This window comes from Algibacter sp. Ld11 (assembly GCF_045066735.1).
Classification (GTDB): Bacteria; Bacteroidota; Bacteroidia; order Flavobacteriales; family Flavobacteriaceae; genus Algibacter.
On record NZ_JBISHH010000025.1, the window covers coordinates 180,671 to 204,564 of the forward strand.

The 23,894-nt window shown below is 34.1% G+C and carries 18 protein-coding genes; 1 reads left to right on the plus strand and 17 read right to left on the minus strand.

Translation table 11 applies throughout. From position 1 onward, the window contains the following. Positions 1 to 9 precede the first annotated feature (9 nt). Genes ACJJV4_RS14405 through ACJJV4_RS14420 form a run of 4 tightly spaced genes read right to left on the minus strand, consistent with a single transcriptional unit; the run spans position 10 to position 3,872 of the window. Positions 10 to 1,125 carry a Zn-dependent alcohol dehydrogenase gene (locus ACJJV4_RS14405; RefSeq protein WP_405295655.1) on the minus strand — a complete coding sequence of 372 codons (1,116 nt, stop codon included), beginning with the start codon at positions 1,123 to 1,125 and terminating at the stop codon, positions 10 to 12. A gap of 11 nt (positions 1,126 to 1,136) precedes the next feature. Next, complete coding sequence (locus ACJJV4_RS14410) at positions 1,137 to 2,384, minus strand: NAD(P)/FAD-dependent oxidoreductase (RefSeq protein ID WP_405295657.1); 1,248 nt, start codon at positions 2,382 to 2,384, stop codon at positions 1,137 to 1,139. A gap of 7 nt (positions 2,385 to 2,391) precedes the next feature. After that, positions 2,392 to 2,700 carry a 2Fe-2S iron-sulfur cluster-binding protein gene (locus tag ACJJV4_RS14415; protein ID WP_405295659.1) on the minus strand — a complete coding sequence of 103 codons (309 nt, stop codon included), beginning with the start codon at positions 2,698 to 2,700 and terminating at the stop codon, positions 2,392 to 2,394. 11 nt (positions 2,701 to 2,711) lie between these two features. Next, entirely contained in the window at positions 2,712 to 3,872 is a 1,161-nt protein-coding gene (locus tag ACJJV4_RS14420; protein ID WP_405295661.1) for a cytochrome P450, read from the minus strand. A 125-nt stretch (positions 3,873 to 3,997) separates the two neighbouring features. Between ACJJV4_RS14420 and ACJJV4_RS14425 the strand changes: the two genes are divergently transcribed. Further along, positions 3,998 to 4,837 (plus strand): AraC family transcriptional regulator, encoded by an 840-nt coding sequence (locus ACJJV4_RS14425; RefSeq protein WP_405295663.1) that lies wholly within the window; start codon positions 3,998 to 4,000, stop codon positions 4,835 to 4,837. Between the two features lie 11 nt (positions 4,838 to 4,848). On the opposite strand, the gene ACJJV4_RS14430 is transcribed toward ACJJV4_RS14425, so the two are convergent. From ACJJV4_RS14430 to ACJJV4_RS14490, 13 genes are all read right to left on the minus strand, one after another. After that, positions 4,849 to 6,492, minus strand: a complete 1,644-nt coding sequence (locus tag ACJJV4_RS14430) for a sulfatase-like hydrolase/transferase (RefSeq protein ID WP_405295665.1) — start codon at positions 6,490 to 6,492, stop codon at positions 4,849 to 4,851. A 61-nt stretch (positions 6,493 to 6,553) separates the two neighbouring features. Further along, the gene (locus ACJJV4_RS14435) at positions 6,554 to 7,273 is read right to left on the minus strand and encodes a 3-ketoacyl-ACP reductase (RefSeq protein WP_405295667.1); all 720 of its coding nucleotides are present in this window, start codon (positions 7,271 to 7,273) and stop codon (positions 6,554 to 6,556) included. A gap of 11 nt (positions 7,274 to 7,284) precedes the next feature. Continuing rightward, on the minus strand, positions 7,285 to 8,805 hold the full coding sequence (locus ACJJV4_RS14440) for a Dabb family protein (RefSeq protein ID WP_405295669.1): 1,521 nt from the start codon (positions 8,803 to 8,805) through the stop codon (positions 7,285 to 7,287). Between the two features lie 25 nt (positions 8,806 to 8,830). Continuing rightward, the gene (locus tag ACJJV4_RS14445; RefSeq protein WP_304404237.1) at positions 8,831 to 9,319 is read right to left on the minus strand and encodes a heme-binding protein; all 489 of its coding nucleotides are present in this window, start codon (positions 9,317 to 9,319) and stop codon (positions 8,831 to 8,833) included. A 79-nt stretch (positions 9,320 to 9,398) separates the two neighbouring features. Continuing rightward, positions 9,399 to 9,980: a Crp/Fnr family transcriptional regulator gene (locus ACJJV4_RS14450; protein ID WP_405295671.1), complete on the minus strand. Its 582-nt coding sequence runs from the start codon at positions 9,978 to 9,980 to the stop codon at positions 9,399 to 9,401. A gap of 117 nt (positions 9,981 to 10,097) precedes the next feature. Continuing rightward, positions 10,098 to 11,930: an arylsulfatase gene (locus ACJJV4_RS14455; RefSeq protein WP_405295673.1), complete on the minus strand. Its 1,833-nt coding sequence runs from the start codon at positions 11,928 to 11,930 to the stop codon at positions 10,098 to 10,100. Between the two features lie 182 nt (positions 11,931 to 12,112). Next, on the minus strand, positions 12,113 to 12,982 hold the full coding sequence (locus ACJJV4_RS14460) for a hypothetical protein (protein WP_405295675.1): 870 nt from the start codon (positions 12,980 to 12,982) through the stop codon (positions 12,113 to 12,115). 20 nt (positions 12,983 to 13,002) lie between these two features. Beyond that, the gene (locus ACJJV4_RS14465) at positions 13,003 to 14,397 is read right to left on the minus strand and encodes a glycoside hydrolase family 30 protein (protein ID WP_405295677.1); all 1,395 of its coding nucleotides are present in this window, start codon (positions 14,395 to 14,397) and stop codon (positions 13,003 to 13,005) included. Beyond that, positions 14,397 to 17,270: a sugar-binding domain-containing protein gene (locus tag ACJJV4_RS14470; protein WP_405295679.1), complete on the minus strand. Its 2,874-nt coding sequence runs from the start codon at positions 17,268 to 17,270 to the stop codon at positions 14,397 to 14,399. The genes ACJJV4_RS14465 and ACJJV4_RS14470 overlap by 1 nt, the downstream gene beginning before the upstream one ends. Before the next feature lie 11 nt (positions 17,271 to 17,281). Continuing rightward, positions 17,282 to 18,145: a family 16 glycosylhydrolase gene (locus ACJJV4_RS14475; protein WP_405295681.1), complete on the minus strand. Its 864-nt coding sequence runs from the start codon at positions 18,143 to 18,145 to the stop codon at positions 17,282 to 17,284. 210 nt (positions 18,146 to 18,355) lie between these two features. Next, the gene (locus ACJJV4_RS14480; protein WP_405295683.1) at positions 18,356 to 19,945 is read right to left on the minus strand and encodes an arylsulfatase; all 1,590 of its coding nucleotides are present in this window, start codon (positions 19,943 to 19,945) and stop codon (positions 18,356 to 18,358) included. A 35-nt stretch (positions 19,946 to 19,980) separates the two neighbouring features. Then, positions 19,981 to 21,375 carry a sulfatase-like hydrolase/transferase gene (locus ACJJV4_RS14485; RefSeq protein WP_405295685.1) on the minus strand — a complete coding sequence of 465 codons (1,395 nt, stop codon included), beginning with the start codon at positions 21,373 to 21,375 and terminating at the stop codon, positions 19,981 to 19,983. Positions 21,376 to 21,378: 3 nt separating this feature from the next. After that, positions 21,379 to 23,877: a glycoside hydrolase family 2 TIM barrel-domain containing protein gene (locus ACJJV4_RS14490; RefSeq protein ID WP_405295687.1), complete on the minus strand. Its 2,499-nt coding sequence runs from the start codon at positions 23,875 to 23,877 to the stop codon at positions 21,379 to 21,381. Between the last annotated feature and the right edge of the window lie 17 nt (positions 23,878 to 23,894).

Consider the following 23,894-nt stretch of genomic DNA (forward strand, 5'->3'; position numbering starts at 1 on the left):
AGTTCTTAGTTATTCAAAAACAATCACGCCTTTTGCGTTTTTACCAGCAAGCATATCGTCAAAAGCTTGTTGTAGATTTTCTAGAGGATAGGTTCTGGTAATCATTTCATCTAACATTAAATCACCTTTATCATACAGGTTTGTTAGTTTAGGGAAATCTATTTGTGGGCGGCACTTACCGTAAAGAGGATTGATATAAATTTTGTCCCATTCAAATAAGCGCATGTCGATGGTAATCTCTTCCTCAATGCCACTAACTTGAACTGCGGTTCCGGCATTTCTTACCATTGCTAATGGTGCGGCACCTAATTCTGGAATGGCAGTACATTCAAAAGCATAATCTGCACCTCTTCCGTTTGTCATTTTCTTAACTTCTTTTGCAGCTTTTGTTAAACCTTTATCGTTTTTATCAGCTAAAAATGTGTGTGTTGCACCAAATTGTTTTGCCATTTCTAATCGTTCTTTATTAATGTCGATAGCAATAATTTTAGCGGCACCAGAAATTCTAGCACCTTGAATAACGTTTAATCCAACGCCACCAGTACCTAAAACAACAGCAGAACTGCCTGCTTGCAATTTTGCTGAATTTACTACCGAGCCATAACCCGTCATAACACCACAACTTATAATACTTGCCGAAGCCATTGGCATATTACTTTCCAATTTAACGCAAGCCGATTCTTTTACTAAAGTGTATTCTGAAATGGTACCTATGTTGAATGATCGCTCTATTGGTTTTTCATTCCATAGCGTACCTTCTAAATGTGCATGACCTGGTGTATAGCCATTACCACCAGCGGTTACTGGAGAGTTGCTTTCACATATATGTTGGTTTCCTTCCTGGCATTGAAAGCACGTCATGCACGGTGTTGCCCAATTTAAAATAACAGCATCGCCCACGTTAACACTAGAAACAGCGCTACCTATTGCGGTAACAACTCCTGCACCTTCATGTCCCATAACAATGGGTTTTCCCCAGTTTAAAGAATCGTGGTCGGTATGGCACAAGCCAGCTGCTTTTATTTTTACAACAACTTCGTCTTGTTTTGGATTAGCAACGGTTACGGAATCAATAATAAATTGGCCATCTCCTGTGGCAATAGCTGCTTTTGATATTATAGGCATATTTTATTTTTTTAAGCTAAAAAGCTATTAGGTTTAAAAGGTATGGATAGATCTGCGAGTTTTGTTTGATCTAGTTTTTGTTTGGATTTGATAAATTTTGTGCCTAACACAAAGGCTTTAGCATAATTAACGGCGTCTACCGCCAGTAATTCATCATTTTTAAAATACCAAGCTGAAAAGCTGTTCTCGGCATCTTCGTTTCTAATAATAATATTATTGTAACCTTTTGAGAGGCCAACCATTTGAAGTTTGACATCAAATTGATCGGACCAAAACCATGGAATGGTATCGTAAACCACCTCTTGGCCACATATGGCTTTTGCTGCTGTTTTTGCTTGGTCTACAGCGTTTTGTACAGATTCCAAACGCACGTGATAGTTGTAATGCGGATTATAGTGATAGGTACAATCGCCAATAGCATAAATATCAGGATCATTTGTTCTAGCCATTTCATTTACCTTAATGCCATTTTCAATGGTTATTTGGGCTTCTTGAGCTAGTTCTGTATTTACTTTAATACCAACACCAACAACAATTAAATCGGCATCTAATTTGGTGCCGTCATCACAAATTACGACGCTATAATTTTCTTTATTTTCAATAGAAACTACATTTTTATTTGTGAGAATTTCTACGCTATTAATTCGGTGTAATTTGGTGAAAAAATCAGACATTACAGGAGCTGTAACTCTAGCTAACACACGTTCTTCTCGTTCTAAAATAGTGACATGGGCTCCTAATTTTTTTAATGATGCAGCTGTTTCCAGACCAATATAGCCACCACCAATAATTACGGCGCGTTTTTTTATCGAATTATTTATTGTTTTTCTAATATTTAGAGCATCTGCTGAGGTGCGCATTGGAAACACATTGCTCGCTAAGTGTATACCTTGAATAGGCGGGATAAACGGTCTTGCACCAGTTGCAATCACTAATTTATCATAATGTTGTAAACTTCCGTTATTAAGAATTATTGTTTTTTCTTCTCTATTTATGGTTTTTACAGCGATACCGAGTTTTAGAATTATGTTATCCGTTTTATAGTTTTCCTTGGGAAATAATAAACTCTGTTCCGTCCCTTCTTCACTAGTTAAATAAGCTTTGGATAGGGGAGGACGGTGATATGGGAATTCTAAATCGCTATCATAAAGGGTGATTTCCCCTTCCCAACCCTCTCTTCTCAGTGCAAAGGCAAAATTAACACCGGCATGGCTTGCTCCAATTATTATACAAACCTTATTTTGTGTTGTGCTGCTCATTAAAATATTATTTAGCAACTGTTAAGATAAGTCCATCTAGGTCTTCATTAATTTTCATTTGACAAGATAAACGACTGTATTCACTAACGTTATCGTCAAATTCTAACATATCATTTTCTAATTCATCCGGAGCTCCAGTTTTATCCCATTGCTCAGGATTAACATGCACATGGCAAGTTGCACATGAGCAAACGCCACCACAATCGCCATCGATACCTTTAATTTTATTTTGAACTGCCAATTCCATCACAGATCCTGTGTTTCCTTCTACAGTTGTTGTATTTCCATCACTTGTTATAAATGTTATTTTAGCCATGTTTATAAGTTTTAAAGTTTATTAAATTTTACTTGAATACTATCAAAGCCTACTTTGCGCTCAAATTCATCAAGATTTTCTATGTTTTCTTCGCAATCTAAAATTTCCATAGATTTTACTTTTTGCGTAAGTACAGTTAAAAGTATTTTCATGATTTGACGCGCATGGGTTGCGCCTAAACAGTTGTGAGTTCCGAAACCGAAAGCTACATGCGGATTTACTTTTCGGTCTAAAACGACTTCGTTAGCTTTTTCAAAAACACGTTCGTCTCTATTGGCCGAAGCCCAACACATAGATATTCTACTTTGTGCTTTTATCGCATGTTCGCAAACTTGTGTGTCTTCTGTAGCAACGCGTCCCATTTGTGTTAGTGGTGAAAAGTAGCGTATTAACTCTTCGATAGCTGTGTTCATAATTTCGGGTTCGTCACGTAAACGTTTTAAAGATTTTGGATGGTCTGCAAAATAAGCAATGGAATTTGTTACGGCATTAATAACGGTATCTCTTCCTCCGGCAAAGGTTAAAATCATGACACCTTTAGCTTCTTCTTTGGTTAATTTTTTACCATTAATTTCTGATGCCATTAACACGGAGTATAAATCGTTTCCTGGACTCGTAATGGCTTTATCAAGTTGATTATCAATGTAATCGTATAGTATGTTTGCTTTGTCGCTATCTAATGCTGTATCTTCACTTCTAAAGACGTGTGTTCCCCAGGAAATCCATAAATCTGCTTCTTTTGAAGGCACGTTTAATAATAGCGTTAAGGCTCTAGATTGAAGTTTTAAAGCGAATTCTTCAACAACCTCTAATGTTTCCTTTGAAAGGGCTTGGTCAACAACATCGTTAATTATTTGAGATAAATCTTCTTGGTAAGGAGCTTCTAATGGGCGCTTAAACCAAGGCTCTACTAAATCTCTATAGCCTTTATGTTCAGGTGGATCAACTTCAAAAGGAATTTGGCGAGTATCTCTTATATGCACCTCAGAAGGTACTACAATTCTGCCAACTTCTTCACCGCCAGATTGAAATGTTTTCCAGTTATGAGCGCATTTACGAACATCTTTATGGCCCAAAACCATTGTTACAGGATCGTTTTGATCGTTCATTTTTCCGAACCCTTTATCAAGTCGAGCTTCTTTAAACGGGTCTGAAATTTTGCTTTTTTCCATGAGTTGAATTTTTTTCAAAATTGGATATAAAATGTTATTTATTAATAGTGTTTTTTAGCATATAAGTAATCTATTCTGTTATTAAATGTGTATTTTTGAATTTATAGTGATATAATAGAATATTTATGGAGGCTGTATTGGAACAAATTGAGTTAGGGAAGAAGCAATCTATTTTGGCTTTTGAATATGAGGCCGATCATTTTGATACACCTTGGCACTTTCATCCGCAGCATGAGCTAACTTATATCGAAGAGAGTGTAGGTACCAAATATATTGGTGATTATGTTGGTTTTTATGAGCCTGGAGAATTGGTGTTGCTTCGTTCTAATTTACCACATTGCTGGAAAAACCATAGTGATGAGAGTAAACAATCTAAATCTATTGTAGTGCATTGGAATAAAGGTATTTATCCAAAAGTACCAGAATTGCAACCTATGTTTACTATGTTAACTACGGCATCGAGAGGTGTTGTTTTCGATAAAGAGGTTGCTGCATCTTTTTTACCAAGGATTAAAAAATTGACTGAACTAAAAAATTATAAACTATATATTGAGTTATTAAATTTGCTTTCAGATTTGTCGGATTGCAATTATAAAACATTATCTGAAGCTCATTTTATAGATGATTTGCCTGTTGAATTTGGTAGTAGAATGAGTAAAATTCATGATTTTATTGAAAAGCGATTTCATGAAAAAATCTATTTAAAGGAATTGGCAGATTTAGTGAGCATGTCCGAACAGTCGTTTTCACGGTTTTTTAGTAAAATGATGGGACGACCCTTTTTTACATTTCTAAATGAATACCGAATTAATATAGCAAGTAGAATGCTTATAGATACTGATTTGACTATTGCTCAAATTGGTTATGCTTGCGGTTATGAATCGTTACCGTTTTTTCATAAGCAATTCAATAAGTTTAAACAGTCTTCACCTTTAAAGTTTAGAAAAAAATATACTATCAAATAGAATTGGGAGTCTTAATGTTTAGCCTCAGGAAAAGCATCATTAGTATACCTATAAACTTCAGCTTTTCCGGTACCTCTGGCTTCTGTTATTTCAATTTTCCATTGATTTCTTAAAGTATTTAAAATCTCTGTATACTTTTGGTTATTAGCTAAGTTATGAAGTTCTGCGGGGTCATTTTTTAAATGGTATAATTCTTCATAAACAGGTTGCTCTCCATTTAAGGGAGCATCAATATAACCGCGATATACCGCAATAGCAGGGTCGTGCATGCTGTAAAGCATTTCGTTTACAGGTATTCCCAATTCTTTTGCGTATTTAATTTCTTTTAGAGCCGAAACATTATTGTTTTTATAATAACGGATGTATTTCCATTCTTTATTTTGAACAGCTTCGCAACGTGGATTTCCAAAATGTGTAGACCATAAATTTTCGGTGTATACATAATCTCTAACTTCTTTTTTATCGCCAAAAGCTAGGTTAGAAATATCTTGTCCTTGAAAACTGTCGGGTTTATTAATGCCTGCCATTTTTAACATAGTAGGAGCGATATCTATGGTTTGTACGAGTTCATCACTTTTTCTACCTCTATTTTTCTTAGGAAGGTTGGGATTGAAAATAATAATAGGAACATGTGTTGTTTGCTCATAACACAAAGCTTTACCTCCTAAACCTTGTTGTCCGCCAAATAAACCATGATCTGAAGTAAAAATAATTATTGTTTTTTTGTCTAGTTTTAAATCGTTTAGCTTTTTGGTGAGATTACCAACTAATCTATCAATCCCGGTCATAGCTTCTAGTTCGCGTATGTAGCGCTCTTTTATATCTTTTGGTGTATCTACATAATTGTAACCCGTTTGCCGATCTTCGGCATGTAAAAGGTCTTTAGGTAATTTTGGCTTTTTAATATCGGCTTTGGCAATATAATTTTCGTGCAACGGGATTTCTAAATCTCTATATAAGGTTTTATAAATTGCGTCATCAGACTCTTTTAGTTTCATGGTACGCGTACTTGCTCCATGAGGTAAATTAAAATTTATGGATAGCATAAAAGGCTTATCGGTTGGTCTGTTTTCAATAAAATGCAAAGCACCTTTTAATTTTCGTGCATTTGGATCTAAAAAATCATTAACACCTTCATTTATAATTTCAGGTTGCGTAAAAGCAATGGCATCATTAAAAATAGCATGGTTATCTTTTGGGTAAAACCCTAAATGACCATGACCTGCATACCAGTAATCAAAACTTTTTTCCATAAGTCCGCTATTATATCCTCCTTTGCCAATAGGAGCGTGGTTTTTACCAATCCAACCTGTGTAATAGCCATTATCACGCATAATTACGGGGTAAGAGTTTTTCCATGCAGCATCGGAAACGCTGGTGCCAGAGTTGAAGTTGACACCGTGTTTACGCTCGTATTGACTTAGTAAAATAGATATTCTACTTGGTGTGCAAATAGCACTTGTAACATGTGCATTGGTAAATAAAATACCGTTATTGGCTAGTTTATCGATATTTGGTGTTTGCACTATGGGGTTTCCTGTACAACCCAATAAATCATAAGATTGATCATCGGTTAAAATGAATATAATATTTGGTCGTTCTTGTGCATTTAAAAATGACGTAAAAACAAGATATATTAAAAAAAGCTTTTTCATTTTATTGATGTTATAATTTATTTAAAATTGAGGGTATGTAATGTTGTTTGGATTGATGATGTTATGGGTTTGTAGACCATAAAGCTGCACTTTTTAACATAGCTCTTCTAGGAAGTTTTAAACCGGCAAGAATCAGTTCAGCAAAATCTTCTGGTTGTAACACGCTATCTGCAGAACCCTTTTCTGCAATACCTGCTTCAATCGACATATCCGATTCTATGGTGCTTGGGGTTAATGTAACAACCCTGATATTATTTTTACGTACTTCCTTCATTAAGGATTCAGACATGCCAATAACTGCAAATTTTGATGCTGAATAAGCCGATGTGGTTGCATTTCCGTTTAATCCAGCTGTAGAAGATACATTAATAATATCGCCTTCATTTTTGGAAATTAAGTACGGTAAAACTTCTTTGGTCACATAATACATGCCCATGAGGTTAGTTTGTATAATTTGAGTCCATTGATCAACCGGCATGTCATTTAGTGCGCCAAAGCCTCCAATACCCGCGTTATTAACCAATATATCTACACCGCCTAAAGTGTCTATAATTTTTTTAATGCTTGGTTTTACATCGTCATAATTTCCAATATCAAATACAGCATATGTAGCTTTAATACCGTAAGTTTCTAACTCGGAAACGGTTGCTTTTAAAGTGCTTTCTGTTCTGCCAGTAATGGCTACATCAATACCTTCTTTGGCAAATGCTATGGCCGTTGCTTTTCCAAGTCCTCTGCCACCTCCAGTTATAATGGCTTTTTTATGTTTTAAATTTTTCATTTTTTTTAATTTTATTTGGTCCAATAATCTAATACTAAAACGTCGGCTATAATTGGGCCTATTTTACCCACCATGCTTAAATGAGCCTTGTGAAATAAGTAAATTTCTCTAGCATGTTCATCTTTAAAAGTTAGTGTAAAGCAATGGGTTAAGCCTTTTGAGTGCCCTTCGGTACTGTCGTTTAAACCCCATTCTAGATTGGCTATTTCTGGAATTTCATTTTTAAGATTAACAAAAGCGGCGACAGCTTCATTAACTTGTGCTTCGGTGGCATCTTCTTTATAAGTAAGGTTTACCATATGTCGCAAAACTTTGCCATCTCTATTAATTTTTGGAGCAATTTTATAGCTAGCTATTTTTCCTAAATCAAACCTGAAAGAACCAGCTATTAAGAAATTCTCATTTCCGATTTTGTGAGATCTTAAACCATAATAGATAGAGAAGCCAGTTTCTAAATAATTGATAGGGGTAAGCGCTCCTTTTTTATTCAGTTTTAATAACTGTATGCTCGCATCGTCTCTTGTGCCAACGGCTAAAACAGCTTCGTTGTTATCTGTAGATACAACTTCAATTCTTGTTTGGCCTTGTAGTTTTGTGGTTTCATCATCTTTAAGAACAAAATGAGGAACCAAAGCCCCTTTTTTATTCACCTTAAAAACACTAACACCATCACCATGATAAACAAAGTTTGGTCTTTTTATAAAACCACCTCTTTTGTAGTATTTATGATGTCTGTGCCCCACAATTACGTATTTATTTTCGCCTAGAGTAACACCAGTTACGGGGTATGCTCCTGTTAAGTATCGATCTGTAGTGTTATCACTAATGTTATTTATATTTTTAAAGGTACCATTATCATAAACTCTAAAGCTACTTACGCCATTATCTTGAAAACCACCTGTGTATAAAAATGTTTTTCCTTTTATGTTGTGAACATACATGCCTATAATACCATCTGTATGGATAGTTTCATCATCTTTCATAGACTGAACATGGGTTAGTTTGCCATCATCGTGTATTTTGAAACTGCTTAACCCTGGAGTTTCTTCTAAACCACCAATAAATAGGTATGATGCTTTTTTCATGTGAACAACCTGTAGCGTAATGGCAGTTCCTAAATAGGTTTCATTTGTGTCTTCAACTAAAGCAACACGTTCTAGGGATCCGTTGTTTAAAATTTTGAATGTTTCAATAACATTACCATGTTTGTTTGCTACAAAAAGAAAATCTGTACCGTTAATGTTATCGGCCACCATACCTCTTGCAGGGCCTTTTTTCATGTGAAGTTCATGGTTGCTAATTGGGGTCAATATACCATCTTTATCTAAGCTGTATACATCTACATTACCAACACCGCCTGCATAGACAAAATGCGATCCGTTTTTTTCGTAGCTCGTAACAGAAACTGTATTCTTTCCTGTTATATTCTTGAAGTCTGTTCTGTAAAGCATTAAATCATTACCTTCTTGTGAGAATGCTATTTGAGTTATAATTAAGATGCTAAAGAGAATAATATGTTTTATATGACTCATAATTTTTGTTTTTAAATGTTGATAATTAATTTATAACGGCATTTGCTCCTACAGTAGCAATATCATGATCTTCTTCTATAGTACCACCACTAACGCCAATAGCTCCAATAATAGTTCCGTTTTCGTCTTTTATTGGTACGCCTCCTGGAAATGTTATTAGACCACCGTTAGATAGTTCAATATTATAAACAATGCCACCCGGTTGGCTAATTTTTCCTAAATCTCCTGTAGCCATATTAAAATAGCGTGCTGTTTTTGCTTTTTTAATGGCGATGTCTATACTTCCTATAAAAGAATCGTCCATCCGAATAAAAGCTTTCAAATTTGCACCAGCATCTACGACAGCTATATTTTCTAAAACCCCTAATTTTTCTGCTTCTTTTTTTGCGGCTAAAAGTGCTTTTAAAGCTTCCTCATCCGAAAGATCATTTGATATTTGAGCTTGTACTGTATTTGATAGTAACGTTAGTAAAAGTGCAAAAGCACAAATTTTAAAATGTTTTAGTAAGTTCATTATTCTAATTTTTAGTTTGAACTACAAAAATTGTAAACTCGTTTGATAAAATAGTTGAACAAGTTCAACTCTAAAAAAATTACTCAATTTGAAACTGTTTTTTTATTTTACTTAAAAATTCGTGTCGAATACCTAGATAAGCTGCTATTTGTTTATCGGTTAGTTTTGATACGATAGCGGGGTACTTTTCAATAAAATGGCTATATCTTTCTTTTGCGGTAAAAGAATGATTGTTAATTAGGCGCCTTTGCCATGAAACCAAAGCTTTTTGCGACATAATTCTGAAAAGCTTTTCAACCTTCGGCAGCGTTTTGTATAACACCATTTTATCTTGTTTTTCAATTAATAACACTGTACTATCTTCTAAAGCTTGTATGTTTAAATTAGAAGGTATTTGGTTCATAAAACTATCTATATCCATTAACCACCAATCTTTAGCGGCAAAATAAAGAGTGTTTTCTTTTCCTTTTCTGTCTATAGTAAATATCCTGAAACAGCCTTCTAATACAAATCCTTCAAACTTGCATATTTCACCTTGAGTTAACAGGAAATCTTTTTTTTTGATTGATTTAGTATAAAATGGTTTGCAGAATTCTTCTGATTCCGTTTTGGAAAATTCTACATTTTTAGATATGTTTTTTATTAATAAATCGTTTATCATCTATGGTTTTACTTACGTTTTTTTTAAAATCTATTAGTTAAGAAGTCAAGCCTATAATAGACTTTCTTCTTAATTTAAACCCAAGCAAAATATAAACTAACTTGCGTATCACTTATTCTATATTTTATTGATATATGCGTAATATACCGTGTTAGGCTTATTTCTATTATCTATAAAGTTAGCTGAAAATTTGGTTTTTCCTGCTTTTAGAGAAATAGTGAATATTGTTGATATATCATTTTTATGGATTGCTTTTTCAGTTTTTAATTGATTTTCAAATTCAATAGCTGCACTAACATAATTTAAACTTTTGCCTTCAGGAATATCTTTTTCTAAACCATGTAGTTGTTTTTTAGTAATTGCAGGCGTTGTCGCATTTATTGCTAAATTTGATTCTTTAGGATACCTTCTTAACTCAACTTCATAATCTCCGCTTTCTATAATATTTACACTCCAATAACCTGTGCCATTAATGCCTTCTCTTATATAGATTTGGTTCCATGGGTAGGCCCCAGATTCTGCGTGAATATCGTGTGCCGTTAAGGTAATAGGGTTTTCATTTTTGGAACCTATTTTAAAATAGATTTCTTCATTAAAATCTTTAGAAACTTGCGTCCACCAATTTTCATAAAAGATTTTCATTTCATTTACTTTTTCAGGATATTCTGCTGCAATATCATTGAGCTGTCCCTGATCTGTAGAAATATTATATAATTCTTTTCCGTTTATTAACCTCCAGTTTTCTTGCATTACGGCAGAGTTTTTCCATTTTTTTGGATGTTGAACTCGTTGCGAGTCTGTTACCAGCATTCTGTTTTTTAAGGTATCTTTTCCTCTTAATAAAGGTACTAAACTTTGTCCGTCTAAAGGTTGATGGTTTTTTGGTAAATCAATACCACACAAATCGGCTAGAGTAGGCATGATATCTAATTGTGCTGTAAGGGTGTTAATATCTTTAGGCGTTGTGATTTCTCCATTTTTCCAATGGATAAAAAATGGCACTCTATGCCCGCCTTCATATTCACTTCCTTTTGTGCCTCTCATATTGGCATTAAATCCAGTTATTTTTCCTTTTTTGTTATAATATCCTGCCGAGGTGCCGTTGTCTGTCATAAAAATTAAAATAGTGTTATCGTCAACATTTAATTCTTTTAACCTATTTCTCAGTTTGCCAAAGTTGTCATCAACATTGGTTATCATGCCGTAAAAGCGCTTTTGGGTATCTGCTAAAACATTATCACCTAAATCTTTATACATATCATAATATTCAGGAGGCACATTGTATGGACCGTGTGGTGCGTTTGGTGCGATATAGCAGAAAAAAGGCTTGTCTTTATTCGTTTTTATAAAATTAATGGCTTGGTTAAAAAATACATCGGTACAATAACCTTTGTATTTTTGAGGTTTGCCATTATGGAAATAGGTGTCGTTAAAATAAGTATTATTCCAATAATCAGGTGTTTGTTGAACGCCTCCACCGCCATGCATTACAGTTTCTTGAAATCCTCTATCTTCTGGCCTAAATGGGTAATTGTCTCCCAAATGCCATTTTCCAAAGCCTCCAGTTTTATAACCCGCTTCGGCAAACATAGTAGCCATGGTTTTTTCGTTTTCTCTTAATAAAGACCATCCGCCAACGGTATGCCAAACACCAGTACTATTGGCGTATCGACCGGTCATTAAGCCAGATCGCGTAGGCGCACAAGTTGGACCCACATGAAAATTAGTTAAATGGTAACTTTCTTTATGAAAATTATCAATATTTGGGGTTTTTATAATGGTATTTCCATGGACGCCAACATCTCCATAACCTTGGTCGTCGGTAATAATAAGAATCACATTTGGTTTAGATGTGTTTTCTGTGTTTAGTTCGGTTTTTTTATGAGAATTACAGCTGTTTATCGCAATTAAGCTTACCAATACAAAGAAGTTGGTTTTTATCAAATTCATATAATTATTTTTTGTCATTAGTACTTTTGAATTTTAGAGTAACATCATCAGAACTATTCAATTTAAATTGTGATTTTATTCTATATTAACTTTTGTTTCGGCTCTTTTGTGATATGAAAAACATAATGAATTTCGGGTGTTTTTCATACTTAGCAATGTTAGAAAGGTGCCTGAAATTGTAATTAGATTTGATTTCCTAAAAAAGTTTGAAATTTAGATGGGTTTCCATCTTCATCACCGGTTATCAAGTAATAAATCATTCCGGCATCAGATATATCTGCTCTTTTTTCGTTGTGTTTTTTCATGCACTTCCAAATCCAAGAAATATCTTTGTTTTTATGATTTTTCAACCATTGCCAAACGCTCCAATCATGATTCGAACTCCAACCTTGATTAGGGTTGTCCCTTTTATTTTGATCTTTGATTCTTTTGAATTTAACTCTATTTCCACTTAAAGCAATAACTTGGTCAATTGTATGATGATTGGGTCTTCTTAAGTGATTATCATTATAATTGCTGTGCGATAAAATATATACATACGATAACGTATCTTCTTTTCCTTCCTTTAAAACTAGTTGAACGGCTTGATATAGAAATTCTGATGGCCCCATATTTATAAAATATAATGGGTTTTTATTGGTAGATTTTTCAATCTCTTTTTTTAGATGTTCGATGGCTTCTTTTTGTTGCGTTCCAACATCAAAGAAGATATTTTTATCAAAATTCCATCTTTTAATAGAGCCATCAACACCTTCTTTCATGTAGTTTCTAACTGTTGTATGAGGAGGAGAAGGCATAAAATTATTGTATGAAAAATGTACTAGTTTAGTATGTAAACGCTTTTTAGCAAGCATAGCAAGTGCAGCTGGTGTTGCACCCCAATCATCAGGGTCTGCATAGTTGTATTTACCAGTGTATTGTAAATCTGGTTGTGCATTCCCATCTGCACTGCAAGCAATTCTATTGTTATTATAGTTTAAGGCTTGTGCAACTAATAATTTAGGTAACAATACTATAAATACAAACGTAATTATGTTGATGTGTTTTTTCATGAAATTTATATAAGTTCGTTTTATTTTCTTTTTAAAGTTAACTTACACAATGCATTTTTAGGTAAATCAATATTTATTTCCTCTTCATCAATTATTAACTTTACAAATTGATTTGTTGATTTCTCATTCTGAATCAAAACTTTAATGTCGTTAGCGTTGTTTTTCGTGGATACAATGGTATGTTTAGAAATATGAGCAATTCTTTTATCACCTTTAACAATAGCGTTACTCGATAAATACATGGCGTTGTAATCTGGCGTATACTCAATGGCTCCATTTTTACGATTGATTACCATTAAAGAGTTTTGTTTCCAACCCCAAGCGCTTTTAGAGGTTTCATTTAAAATAAGATTCCAATAGCAATAGTTGGTGCTGCCTGCGTTTATATAATTTGCAATTTCAGCAATTCTTTCTTTAGCCTGTTTGGTAGAGTTATCACCATTATAACACTTAGTTTCAGTGTTCATGATTTTCATGTTAGGCGCTAGTAACGAAACTTCTCGCATAAAAGGCTCTAGAGCATATTGAAAACCAATACCGTCAAATTTATTTATAGTTTTTGCATTTAATATTTTATAATGATCGCCTCTATTAATCGTTCTAAAAGTACCTGCCCAAATACCGGTGTTTAGTTTTTTCTTTTTAAAAGCCGGAATGATATAATCTAAGCTTAATTCTTGCATTTGTTCCATAGACATATTACAACCAGGAAAAGGGGCGTAGGTGTCAGGTTCATTTTGCACACAAAATCGGTCAATTATAACATCTTCTTTTTTATAAGCTTCTATGTATTTTACTAAATAGGTTGCATATGCTGTGTAAATTTCTGGAGATTCTTTTAACCTACTTTTTGTTTTGTCTATATTATTTTTATCTATAGCATTGCTATATTTCATCCAAGCAGGTGGACTCCAAGGTGATGCTTGTAATAGCATATCGCTATTCTCTTTTAATGCCGCTTTTATAAATGGTAATAGGTATTTTTTATCTCTTTTTATAGAAAAGTGTTTCATTTTGTAATCTTCAGGAACCATACTGTAACTGTAAGCATCTAAAGAAAAATCACTTGCACCAATAGGCGTTCTATTAAAAACCAGATTTGCATTATTGGTGTTAAAGAGATTTTTTAAAACCTCGCGTTGTTTGTTTTCTGGTAAGCTAAATAATGCTTCACCGCCGTTTTCATTAAAGGCACCACCAATACCTTCAATAGTTTGAAATTCAATTTCAGGAATTAAAACAATAAAATCATTTTGATGAACTTTAGCATTAGGGTCTATTGTTGTTTCATAATTTTTTACTGGCGAAGCTTCGCCTTTTTCAAGTGATACATAAGACATTTCCACATTGTATTTTTGCGCATTTACGGCTGAAGTAAGCAATATGGCTGCTATTATTGTTTTGTAAAACCTCATTATTTTATTTGTTTTAGCTTAAATCCATTTAGCCATAACGTTCCCTTTTTGTTAATACTTTTAAATTTTAGAGTTATGGTCTTTGATCCATCTGATATAAACGTTGATTTTATAGCGATTGGTTGGCGTTCTCCACTGCTCGCATTATCATAATAATTCACAATATGATCATCGGAAACTCTGGTAAAACTACCTTCTACATCTTCTACAGTAACTTCTATATCATTGGTTAATTTAATATCAGTTTTTCTTGCATGGTGAAAGGTTTCAATAGCATATTTACCAGCTTTTAAGTTGGATAGCTTTAAAGTAATTTCGCCTTCTTCAACATAAACACCATCTGTACCTACAAAACTTAAATCACCAATCATGCTTGTGCCGTTTCCTAACCAATTTATTTTTTTGTTGACACTAATTTCTACTCGAGTATTTGTGTGCTTTAAAATGTAACTTAAATCGTTGTTAGAATTTCCTGTCCATTCCTGCCAATCAAATTGTACCAATTGCTTTTCTCCTCCAATATCTACGCGTTCAATAGGAAAATCATAAATAGGTTGGGCGTGGTTTGCAATTTCGTTGGTGTTATATTTTACGGTATTAATTGTTGCTTTTCCTGGCTTTAAGCCTTTCGCTTTTGCCGTAATGGTTATGTTACCTGTTGCATTAGATCCTTTTACGTAAATAGCGGCAACACCATTATAGACTTTAGCAGGGTTTGCATAAATTTTACCGTTATCAATTATTTCTCCAGCGCCAGTTATTGAGAACTGAACTTCGTTTTTAGTGTTGGTTACGACTTCGCCGTTTTCATCTAGAATAGAAGCGTATACCAATCTTATATCCGATCCGCCTGCATAAAATGGTTGATCTGTGATATTATATTCAACTTTTATATGATGCGGTTTGCTTTCTTTTTGTCTAGTAAATTCGGTTACCTTTTCACCGTTTGAATATCCGATAGCTTTTAATGTGCCACTTTTCCAATTGTGCTTAAAAGTAAATGAAGGATGATTTAAATTGGTTTTTGTAACGTCATTATCAGGTAGCTGCGTCGCAATAAGTTTACCATCTTGATATAATTCTACTTCTTGGCAGTTACTAAAAACTCTAACTTTTCCGTCTTTAGAAGCTGTTTCGTCTGCAATATGTATTATTGGTTTTTTTACTAATTCCGATTGATACCAATAATAAACCGGTTTGGGTACTCTATAAGGCGAAAGAACGCCATAAGTAGTCATAAAATCTCTAGACCATTGGTCGTCTACAATATCTGGTTGTAAATGATTGTAATCTGCACCCAACCAAGTAATAGCTGCAAAATTGTTTTTGTTGCCTTTATATCTTGAAATATGAAATTGATTGACTTCGGCATTTGGTGAACTACCATGTTCCATAACCATGGTAAAGGCACTCTCAGGGAACTCTGTTCTTCGATAATCCATAGTGGCATGCACATCGGTTATGCCTTCGTTTTTAGGGCCATCCCACGGGGCAGAAGCAGAGGCTGTTAATCTAAACGGATCTTCTTCTTTGGCAACAGTTTGCATTCGTGGTACAGGACCTCTATGGTTAATTCCTGCTCCCCAAACAATAATAGATGGATGGTTTCTATGATTACGAATCATGGTTCTGGTTGCTTTCTCTAAATTTGAAAACCAATTATCATCACCCCATTCTATCCATGTAGAAGGTTCTTCATAAATAAATATTCCTAATTCATCACAGGCTTTAATAAAAGCATCGTCTTGTGTGTAATGAGATAGCCTGATGATGTTCATACCTGCTTTTTTGTATTGTAAAGCTTCATTATAATGAAATGAATTTGGAACAGCATCTCCTATATTAGGGTAGCTTTGATGGCGGTTTGCACCTACTAAAAACAGTGGCTCACCATTTAGAACAAATCCTTTGCCTTTTTCTAAAGAAAATTTTCTGAAACCAAATGTGTTTTCTACAAAATCAACAGGTGTTTCATTATCATAAATTACAGAATTTATACGATAGAGATATGGTGAGTCTGGAGACCATAAGTGATAATCTTCTTCAACGGTTGCAGACTGCCTAAAGGTATGGACAGAATTTGCCGCAATATTAATTTCAGATATTAATTTCTTTACAACAAATCCGTCTTTATTAATAATATTCGTGATTATTTTACTTCTCTTATTTGTAGAATTTTCATTTTTCACAGTAGTTTTAATGGTAACTGTTCCATTATTTTTATTAACGGTTGGTGTTGTAATATGCACACCAGCATCAAAAGCCTCCCAATTGTAGTTTACATGTAGTTTATTGGTGGTCACTAAATATACATCTCTATAAAGTCCACCAAATTTGACATAATCTGTTCTATGTGGATCTGGAGCAATAGTTTGGTTATAGGTGTTATCTGCTTTAATGGCAATGGTGTTTTCTTCTCCAAATTTCACGAAGTTCGTAATGTCAAAATGAAAAGGTGTGTATCCGTTTACGGCATAGTTTCCCGCTTTTTTACCATTAACCCATAATTCAGTTGCATTATGAACAGCTTCAAATTCTATAAATACTTTTTGAGAGGCATCTGCTGTAATTTTTATTTTTTTGCGATACCAGCTTACATCACGAAGGTATTTTTCTTGCACCCAAGTTTCTTTTATACTATCTAATTCATAAGAAACTAATTGAGGATTGTGAGGTACAGAAACATCTTTCCAAGAGCTATCATCAAAATTAATAGCTGTAGGATTAGTTTTAAGATCTCCTAAATGGAATTTCCAACCAATGTTTAGGTTTGTTTTTGTTCTATTTCCAGTCTCAAAACCATTAGGAAGCGTTTGTGCCTTAACTAGTAAAGACAATAATACCAAAATTACAAGGGTATATGTTTTTCTCATTTTCTGTTTTTTTATTTCCAAACTCTAAAATATTTTACATGATATGCTCCGTCTAACTTGTTGTTATCTGGTAGGGCTCCAAACCACTTATTTGATTCGCAATTAAAATTGATTTCTAAAGGCTGGTGCCAATGGGTGTTTTTTGCTTCTCTAAATAATATACCATCTATATAAAATCTTATATATTCTTTGGTCCATTCTAAACCCCAAACATGGTAATCTTTTTGTAATTCATGGGGGAAATAGTATTTCTTAGTTCGTGAAAAATGTTTTTTAACATCGCCTTGATCTTGAGGAGATTTAAAGACATGAATATTCGAATTTAAATCGTGACGATTATAATCTACTCCTGGAGCATTTTCGCAAATATCAATTTCGGTCCACCAATCTTTATCTACATTTGTCATCCAAAAACCAGAAACCCAAGGAGCATCCATTAGTTTAGCTTCAGCTTCAAAATAGCCATATAGGAATTTGTTTTTGCTTTTTATAAAACCTGTGGAATGCGTAAAATCTTCAGGTAGGTTTTCTTCTCCGTGCTTATTCACTCTAATTACTAATTCTCCATTTTCTAAGTTTACATTGGAGCCATGAAAATAGGTTGGTGGTCGTCCCTTCCATTTGGGGTTGTTAGGGTACCATTTGTCTTCATTCAATTTTTTATTATCAAATTCATCAGAGTATTTTTTAAGTAATTTCCAATGTTCATTGTTTTTTTGATCAGATAAAGGATAACTAGAATTTAAGCGTTGTATTCTGTTTTCTAATTGGATAGAATCAACATAGTTCTTTGGTGGTATTGTTAAATTTTGAGCTCCAGTTTTGACGACTGCAAGTAAGAAAGCCAAAATATAAAAGGGTTTTATGGATCTCATTTTATGTAGATATTTTAAAGTATAAAAATATTCATAATCCGATATTTATTAAATTAGAAATGTACAGAATGCTATCACATATGGTTAAATGTTATTACCGTTATAAATAAATTGAATCAGTACGGGTAATTCACGTATTTATATAAAAAAGAATATAAAAAAAAAGCTTTGAGTTTTTATTCAAAGCCTTTTTTTATTGATATGCACAAGTTATTTTAATTCTAACTCTTTAATTTCTACTTTCTCTGTTCCTCTTAATTTTTCATAAGTAGCAATCATTTCAGCTAATTTCTCTTTGTTGGTTTCAGCAAGGTTGTTTTGTTGATCAAAATCTTCTTTTAAATTATATAGCTGATAGTTACTTGATACACCTAATTCTATGTTTACTTGTTTATTAATTGGTTGTCCTTTATATGGAGGAATTAGCGCCCAATTACCACTACGAAGCGCAGTTTTTTGTCCGGCTTCTAAAATTAAATCTGTTCTACCATTTTTAGATTTTCCTAAAAGAGCATCCATTATTTGTTTACTATCATCAGTTTTAACCGTACTTCCTGTTAAGTTAGCTAAAGAATTTAGTAAATCTATTTGGCAAACTAAAGCATCTGAAACAGTGGGTTTAATAGTGCCTTTCCAATAGGTTATAAATGGTACGTGTGTACCAGCATCAAACAAGCTATATTTTCCACCTCTTAATCCGCCTGTTGGTGTATGTTTTCCTAATTTTTCAACAGCATCATCATAATAACCATCATTGAGAACTGGGCCATTATCACTAGATAAAACAATTAATGTGTTTTCTAATAAATTTTCTTCTTCTAAAGTTTTTATAAACTCTCCAATAACCCAATCGGCTTCTAAAATAACATCGCCTCTTGGCCCCATACCAGATTTACCAACAAAGCGCGGATGTGGTGTTCGAGGTACATGTGGTTGTTGAAGTGCATAGTATAAAAAGAAGGGAGCATCTTTATGATCTTTTACGTAGGCTTGAGCTTTATTTAAAAAATGATCAGCCATATCTACGTCGCTCCATTTTGCCGCTTCTCCACCTTTCATGTATCCAATTCTTGGAATGCCGTTTACAATACTATTGTTGTGTCCATGATGCCATTTCATAGATAAAAGTTCTGGGTTTTCTTTTCCGGTAGGTTGTCCATTAAAGTTTTTACCATAGTTAACTTGAATAGGATCATTAGGATCTAAGCCATCAACATGTCCATCTTTTATATATACGGTTGGTACACGGTCTTGTGTGGCAGCCATAATGTATGAATAGTCGAAACCAACCTCATTTGGGCCTGGAGAAACACGTTCATTCCAGTTTACATGGCCAGCACCTAAGCCTAGGTGCCATTTACCAACGATACCGGTTTGATAACCTTGTTGTTTTAGCATTTTAGGAACTGTCGTTTGTTCCGTACTTATAATTAAAGGAGCTGTGCCAGGTAAAATTTGTGCGTCTTTATTTCTCCATGGATAAATACCTGTTAGTATTCCAAATCGGCTAGGCGTACAGGTCGCCGAGGTTGCATAACCATTTGTAAAACGAACACCTCCATTCGCTAACTTATCGATATTGGGTGTATTAATTTCTGTTGCACCATTAGCACTAATATCGCCATAACCTAAATCGTCTAAATAAATAAATACAATATTGGGTTTTACGATTTCTTCAAGATTGGTTTCGGTATTTTGTACCCCTTGGTTTTTATTATCCTTACAGCTCCATGCTGAAACGACTAGAGCAGATGCAAGTAAGAATTTTGAAGTTGTTATTAGCTTATAAAAATGTTTCATTTTGGTTTATGTTTACGGTAGAGAAATGTATGAAGTTATTTGTTTTTTAGAGATTTTTTTCGAGTATTTTCCCAAAGTTTTTCTTCTTTTTTAACATTTTCAGCATGCGGATCGTACCATCCAGGAGCCATGTTTTTTGCATCCCAAGCTTTATAAGTTTTTTCTAAATCAGCAATGATTTCAGGATGTTCACTTGCAATATCATTACGTTCAAGATGATCTTTTTCTAAATCGAAAAGTAATGTTTTGTCTTTGTAGGCACTTTTGTATAATTTAAATTTTCCTTTTCTAACGGCATATTCAAAATTACCAGATGACCTCCAGAATAACACGTCGTGCGGATTTCCTTTGTTTGTATTATGAATGAAAGGCATTAAATCTACACCATCTAATTGTGGTTCTTTCGAAATATCACCTTGGGCTGCATTTAGTAATGTTGGAAATAAATCTAACGAAGAAATAGGTTTTGAGTACGTTTGCCCTCCATTAATTTTATTTGGCCAATTAATGAAAAATGGCACTTTAATACCTCCTTCAAATAGCATGCCTTTATGCCCTCTATTTGGTCTGTTGTCTGCATGCTGCATTCTTCCTCCGTTATCGCTCAAAAATACGACAATAGTATTGTCTTTAATACCGTTGGCAACTAAGGTAGAATCAATTTTACCAACATTAGTATCTACTGCATTTACCATGGCTGCATAAACACTTCTTCCTGCATATTCAATATGTTTGGTTTTTTCTAAATATGCTCGAGTAGCATGATCTGGTGCGTGTGGTGCATTATAAGCTAAATACATAAAAAAGGGTTTGTCATCTTTTTTAGAAATGAATTTAATAGCTTCGTTAGTAAAATCATCGGTTAGGTAAGATAATTCACTTTCTGGTACAATTTTTCTATCTCTGTATACGGTATGAATATCATCTGTAGAATTTCCCCAATAGTTCATGCCTCCACCTGGAAAACCAAACCAATGGTCGAAACCTTGCGCAGGTGGGTACAAATCGGGATGATCTCCTAGATGCCATTTACCAATAGCGCTTGTTCTATAACCTTGCTCTTTTAATGCTTCAGGAATCAATTTTTCTGATAGAGGTGTGCCAACGGTTTCGTCGTTTTCTACTTTATATGGCATGTTGCAATCGTGTCCGAAACGAGCTTGGTAGCGGCCTGTTAATAATCCTGCTCTTGAAGGGCTGCAATAAGGGTGTGAAACATACCCGTTAGAAAATATAACACCTTGTGATGCTAGTCTGTCTAGATTGTCGGTTGGTATATCTGTTGCTCCGTTGAACCCGACATCGGCCCAGCCTTGGTCGTCGGTTAAAATAACAATAATGTTAGGCTTGGTCTGAGAAAACGCCTTACTTGCAGCAATAAATACAATTGCTACAAGTAATATTTTTACTCTTTCTTTATTTAAAATCATCTTTTATTTGGTATTTACTATAATGTTATCTATTTGTAAACCTTCAGAAGTGGCTTTTATGTTAATTGTTCCGCTTTCTGTGGAACCTTTTACTATTACTAAGCATTTTCCATAAAAAGCTTTTATGAAATTTTCTTGAAAAGATTCTAATGATGCAGAATTACCATTACCTACGGCTTCTAAAACACCATTTCCTGTAACTTCAAAGCTTACTAAGTTTTCTGCATTTGGACATAAGTTACCATCTTTATCTTCAACTCTTACAGATATAAATGATAGGTCTTTTCCGTCTGCATCAATTTCAGATCTATCTGCGATTAACTTAATTTTAGCTGGCTTTCCTGCGGTTGTAATTTGTTTTGTTGCAACTTCTTTTCCGTTTTTGTACGCAACAACTTTAATGTTTCCAGGTTGGTAAGGTACGTTCCAAGATAACCTGTATTTAGACTTGTAAATGCCTCTTTTAAAGCCATATCCTGAATCTAAAAATCCTCTGTATTCCGTTTGAACATCTGTTAAATCTTTACCTTTTACTTTTTTGCCGTAAGATTTTCCGTTTACGAATAATTCTACCTCATCGCAGTTGGTATAAGCAAACACAGGGATAGTTTCACCTTCTTTACCTTCCCAATTCCAATGTGGTAAAACGTGAACCATAGGTTTTGTTGTCCATTGACTTTGATATAAGTAAAAACGATCTTTAGGGAAACCACATAGATCTACTGGTGCAAAGTATGAGGCGTGTGACGGCCAATCGTCATTCCAATAGCCATTTGTAGAATTATCTCTACCACCATATGGCGTTGGTTCTCCTAAATAATCGAAACCTGTCCAAATAAACTCACCCAAAGAGTGTGGGTTTGCTTCTTGTGCTGCAAATTCAATATCAGGAGAATATGCCCATGGCGGCCCTACAGTAACATCGTAACTAGATACTTGGTTTGTTTCTTTTTTTACTTCAAAATCTAGAGGTAAATCATAATAACCTCTTGTACTTGTTTGAGAAGAGGTTTCAGAACCATAAAAAATCATATCTGGATTTTCTTCTCTAATTTGTCCATAATAAGAAGGCTTGTAATTTACACCTACAACATCAATTTGATATGCTAACTTGTTTTTAAAAGAAGCAGGGTAGTGGTTAAAGCCTGCTGTTGTTGGGCGAGTGTTATCTTCGTCCTTACAAATGTCATTTAACATTTTAGCTGTTTTCCATCCGTCTGGTTTACCTTGTTCTAAAATTTCGTTACCAATACTCCACATAATAATAGATGGGTGATTACGGTCTCTTTTAATCATATCACGTAAATCAATTTCTGCCCATTCATCAAAATAATTACTGTAGCCATTAGGTACTTTTGGTAATTTCCACTCATCAAAGGCTTCATCAATAACAACAATTCCTAGCCTATCACAAACTTGTAACATTTCTGTAGATGGTGGGTTGTGGCTTGTTCTTAGAGCATTGGCCCCCATATCTTGCATAATTTGCATTTGGCGTTCGGTTGCTCTGTAATTTACGGCGGCACCCAAAGGACCTAAATCATGATGCATACAAACACCATTAAGTTCTACAGCTTTTCCGTTAAGGTAAAAACCTTCTTTTTTAAATTCAATATGTCTAATTCCAAATTCAGATTCATACTCATCCACAATTTCCCCATCAACTTTTACTCGACTAATAGCTCTATATAGATTTGGTACACCAATATCCCAAAGTTCTGGATTGTTTACTTCTATATCTTGAATTTGCTTTCCTTCGGAATTTTTTTCAAGATTAATAGATTTGGTAGATACCGCAATACTATTGTTATTCGTGTCTAAAATGGTAGTTTCTAAAGTAGCTTCTTTATTGGAGTTGGAAGCGTTTTTAATTTTAGTTTCAATTTTAATTAGAGCTTGTTTTGATGTTGCTACTGGCGTTGTAATATACGTTCCCCATTGTGGAATATGAACTGCATTGTTTATTTTTAAACGCACATTACGATAAATACCAGCACCAGGATACCATCTTTCTGATAGGACTTGCGGAGCACATTGTACAGCAATAAGGTTGTCTTCTCCAAACTTGATATGTGGTGTTAAATCGTACTCAAAACCACTGTAGCCATAATGCCTTTTACCAACATTATGACCATTAATAAATACGGTAGAGTTATCCATTACACCATCAAACTCTATAGAGATTTTCTTGTTTTTATGATTAGAATCAACAGTAAAATGTTTTCTATACCAAGCAATGCCATCTATTGGTAAACCGCCGTTTCGGGCATTGTGCTTATTATCAAAAGGACCTTCAATAGCCCAATCGTGAGGTACATTTAATTTTCTCCAACTACTATCATCTAGTGCGATGTTTTCACCTTGAGGAATAGTGTCTTTTTTGAATAACCAATTTTTGTTAAAATCTTGGTCGGTAATGACATTTACTTCTTTTTCTTGACATGAAAGTATCAAAAAAATAAGCATTGCTGCTAGAAGAGATGTTGGTTTTAATTTAATCATTTTTGTGATTTTTTTTC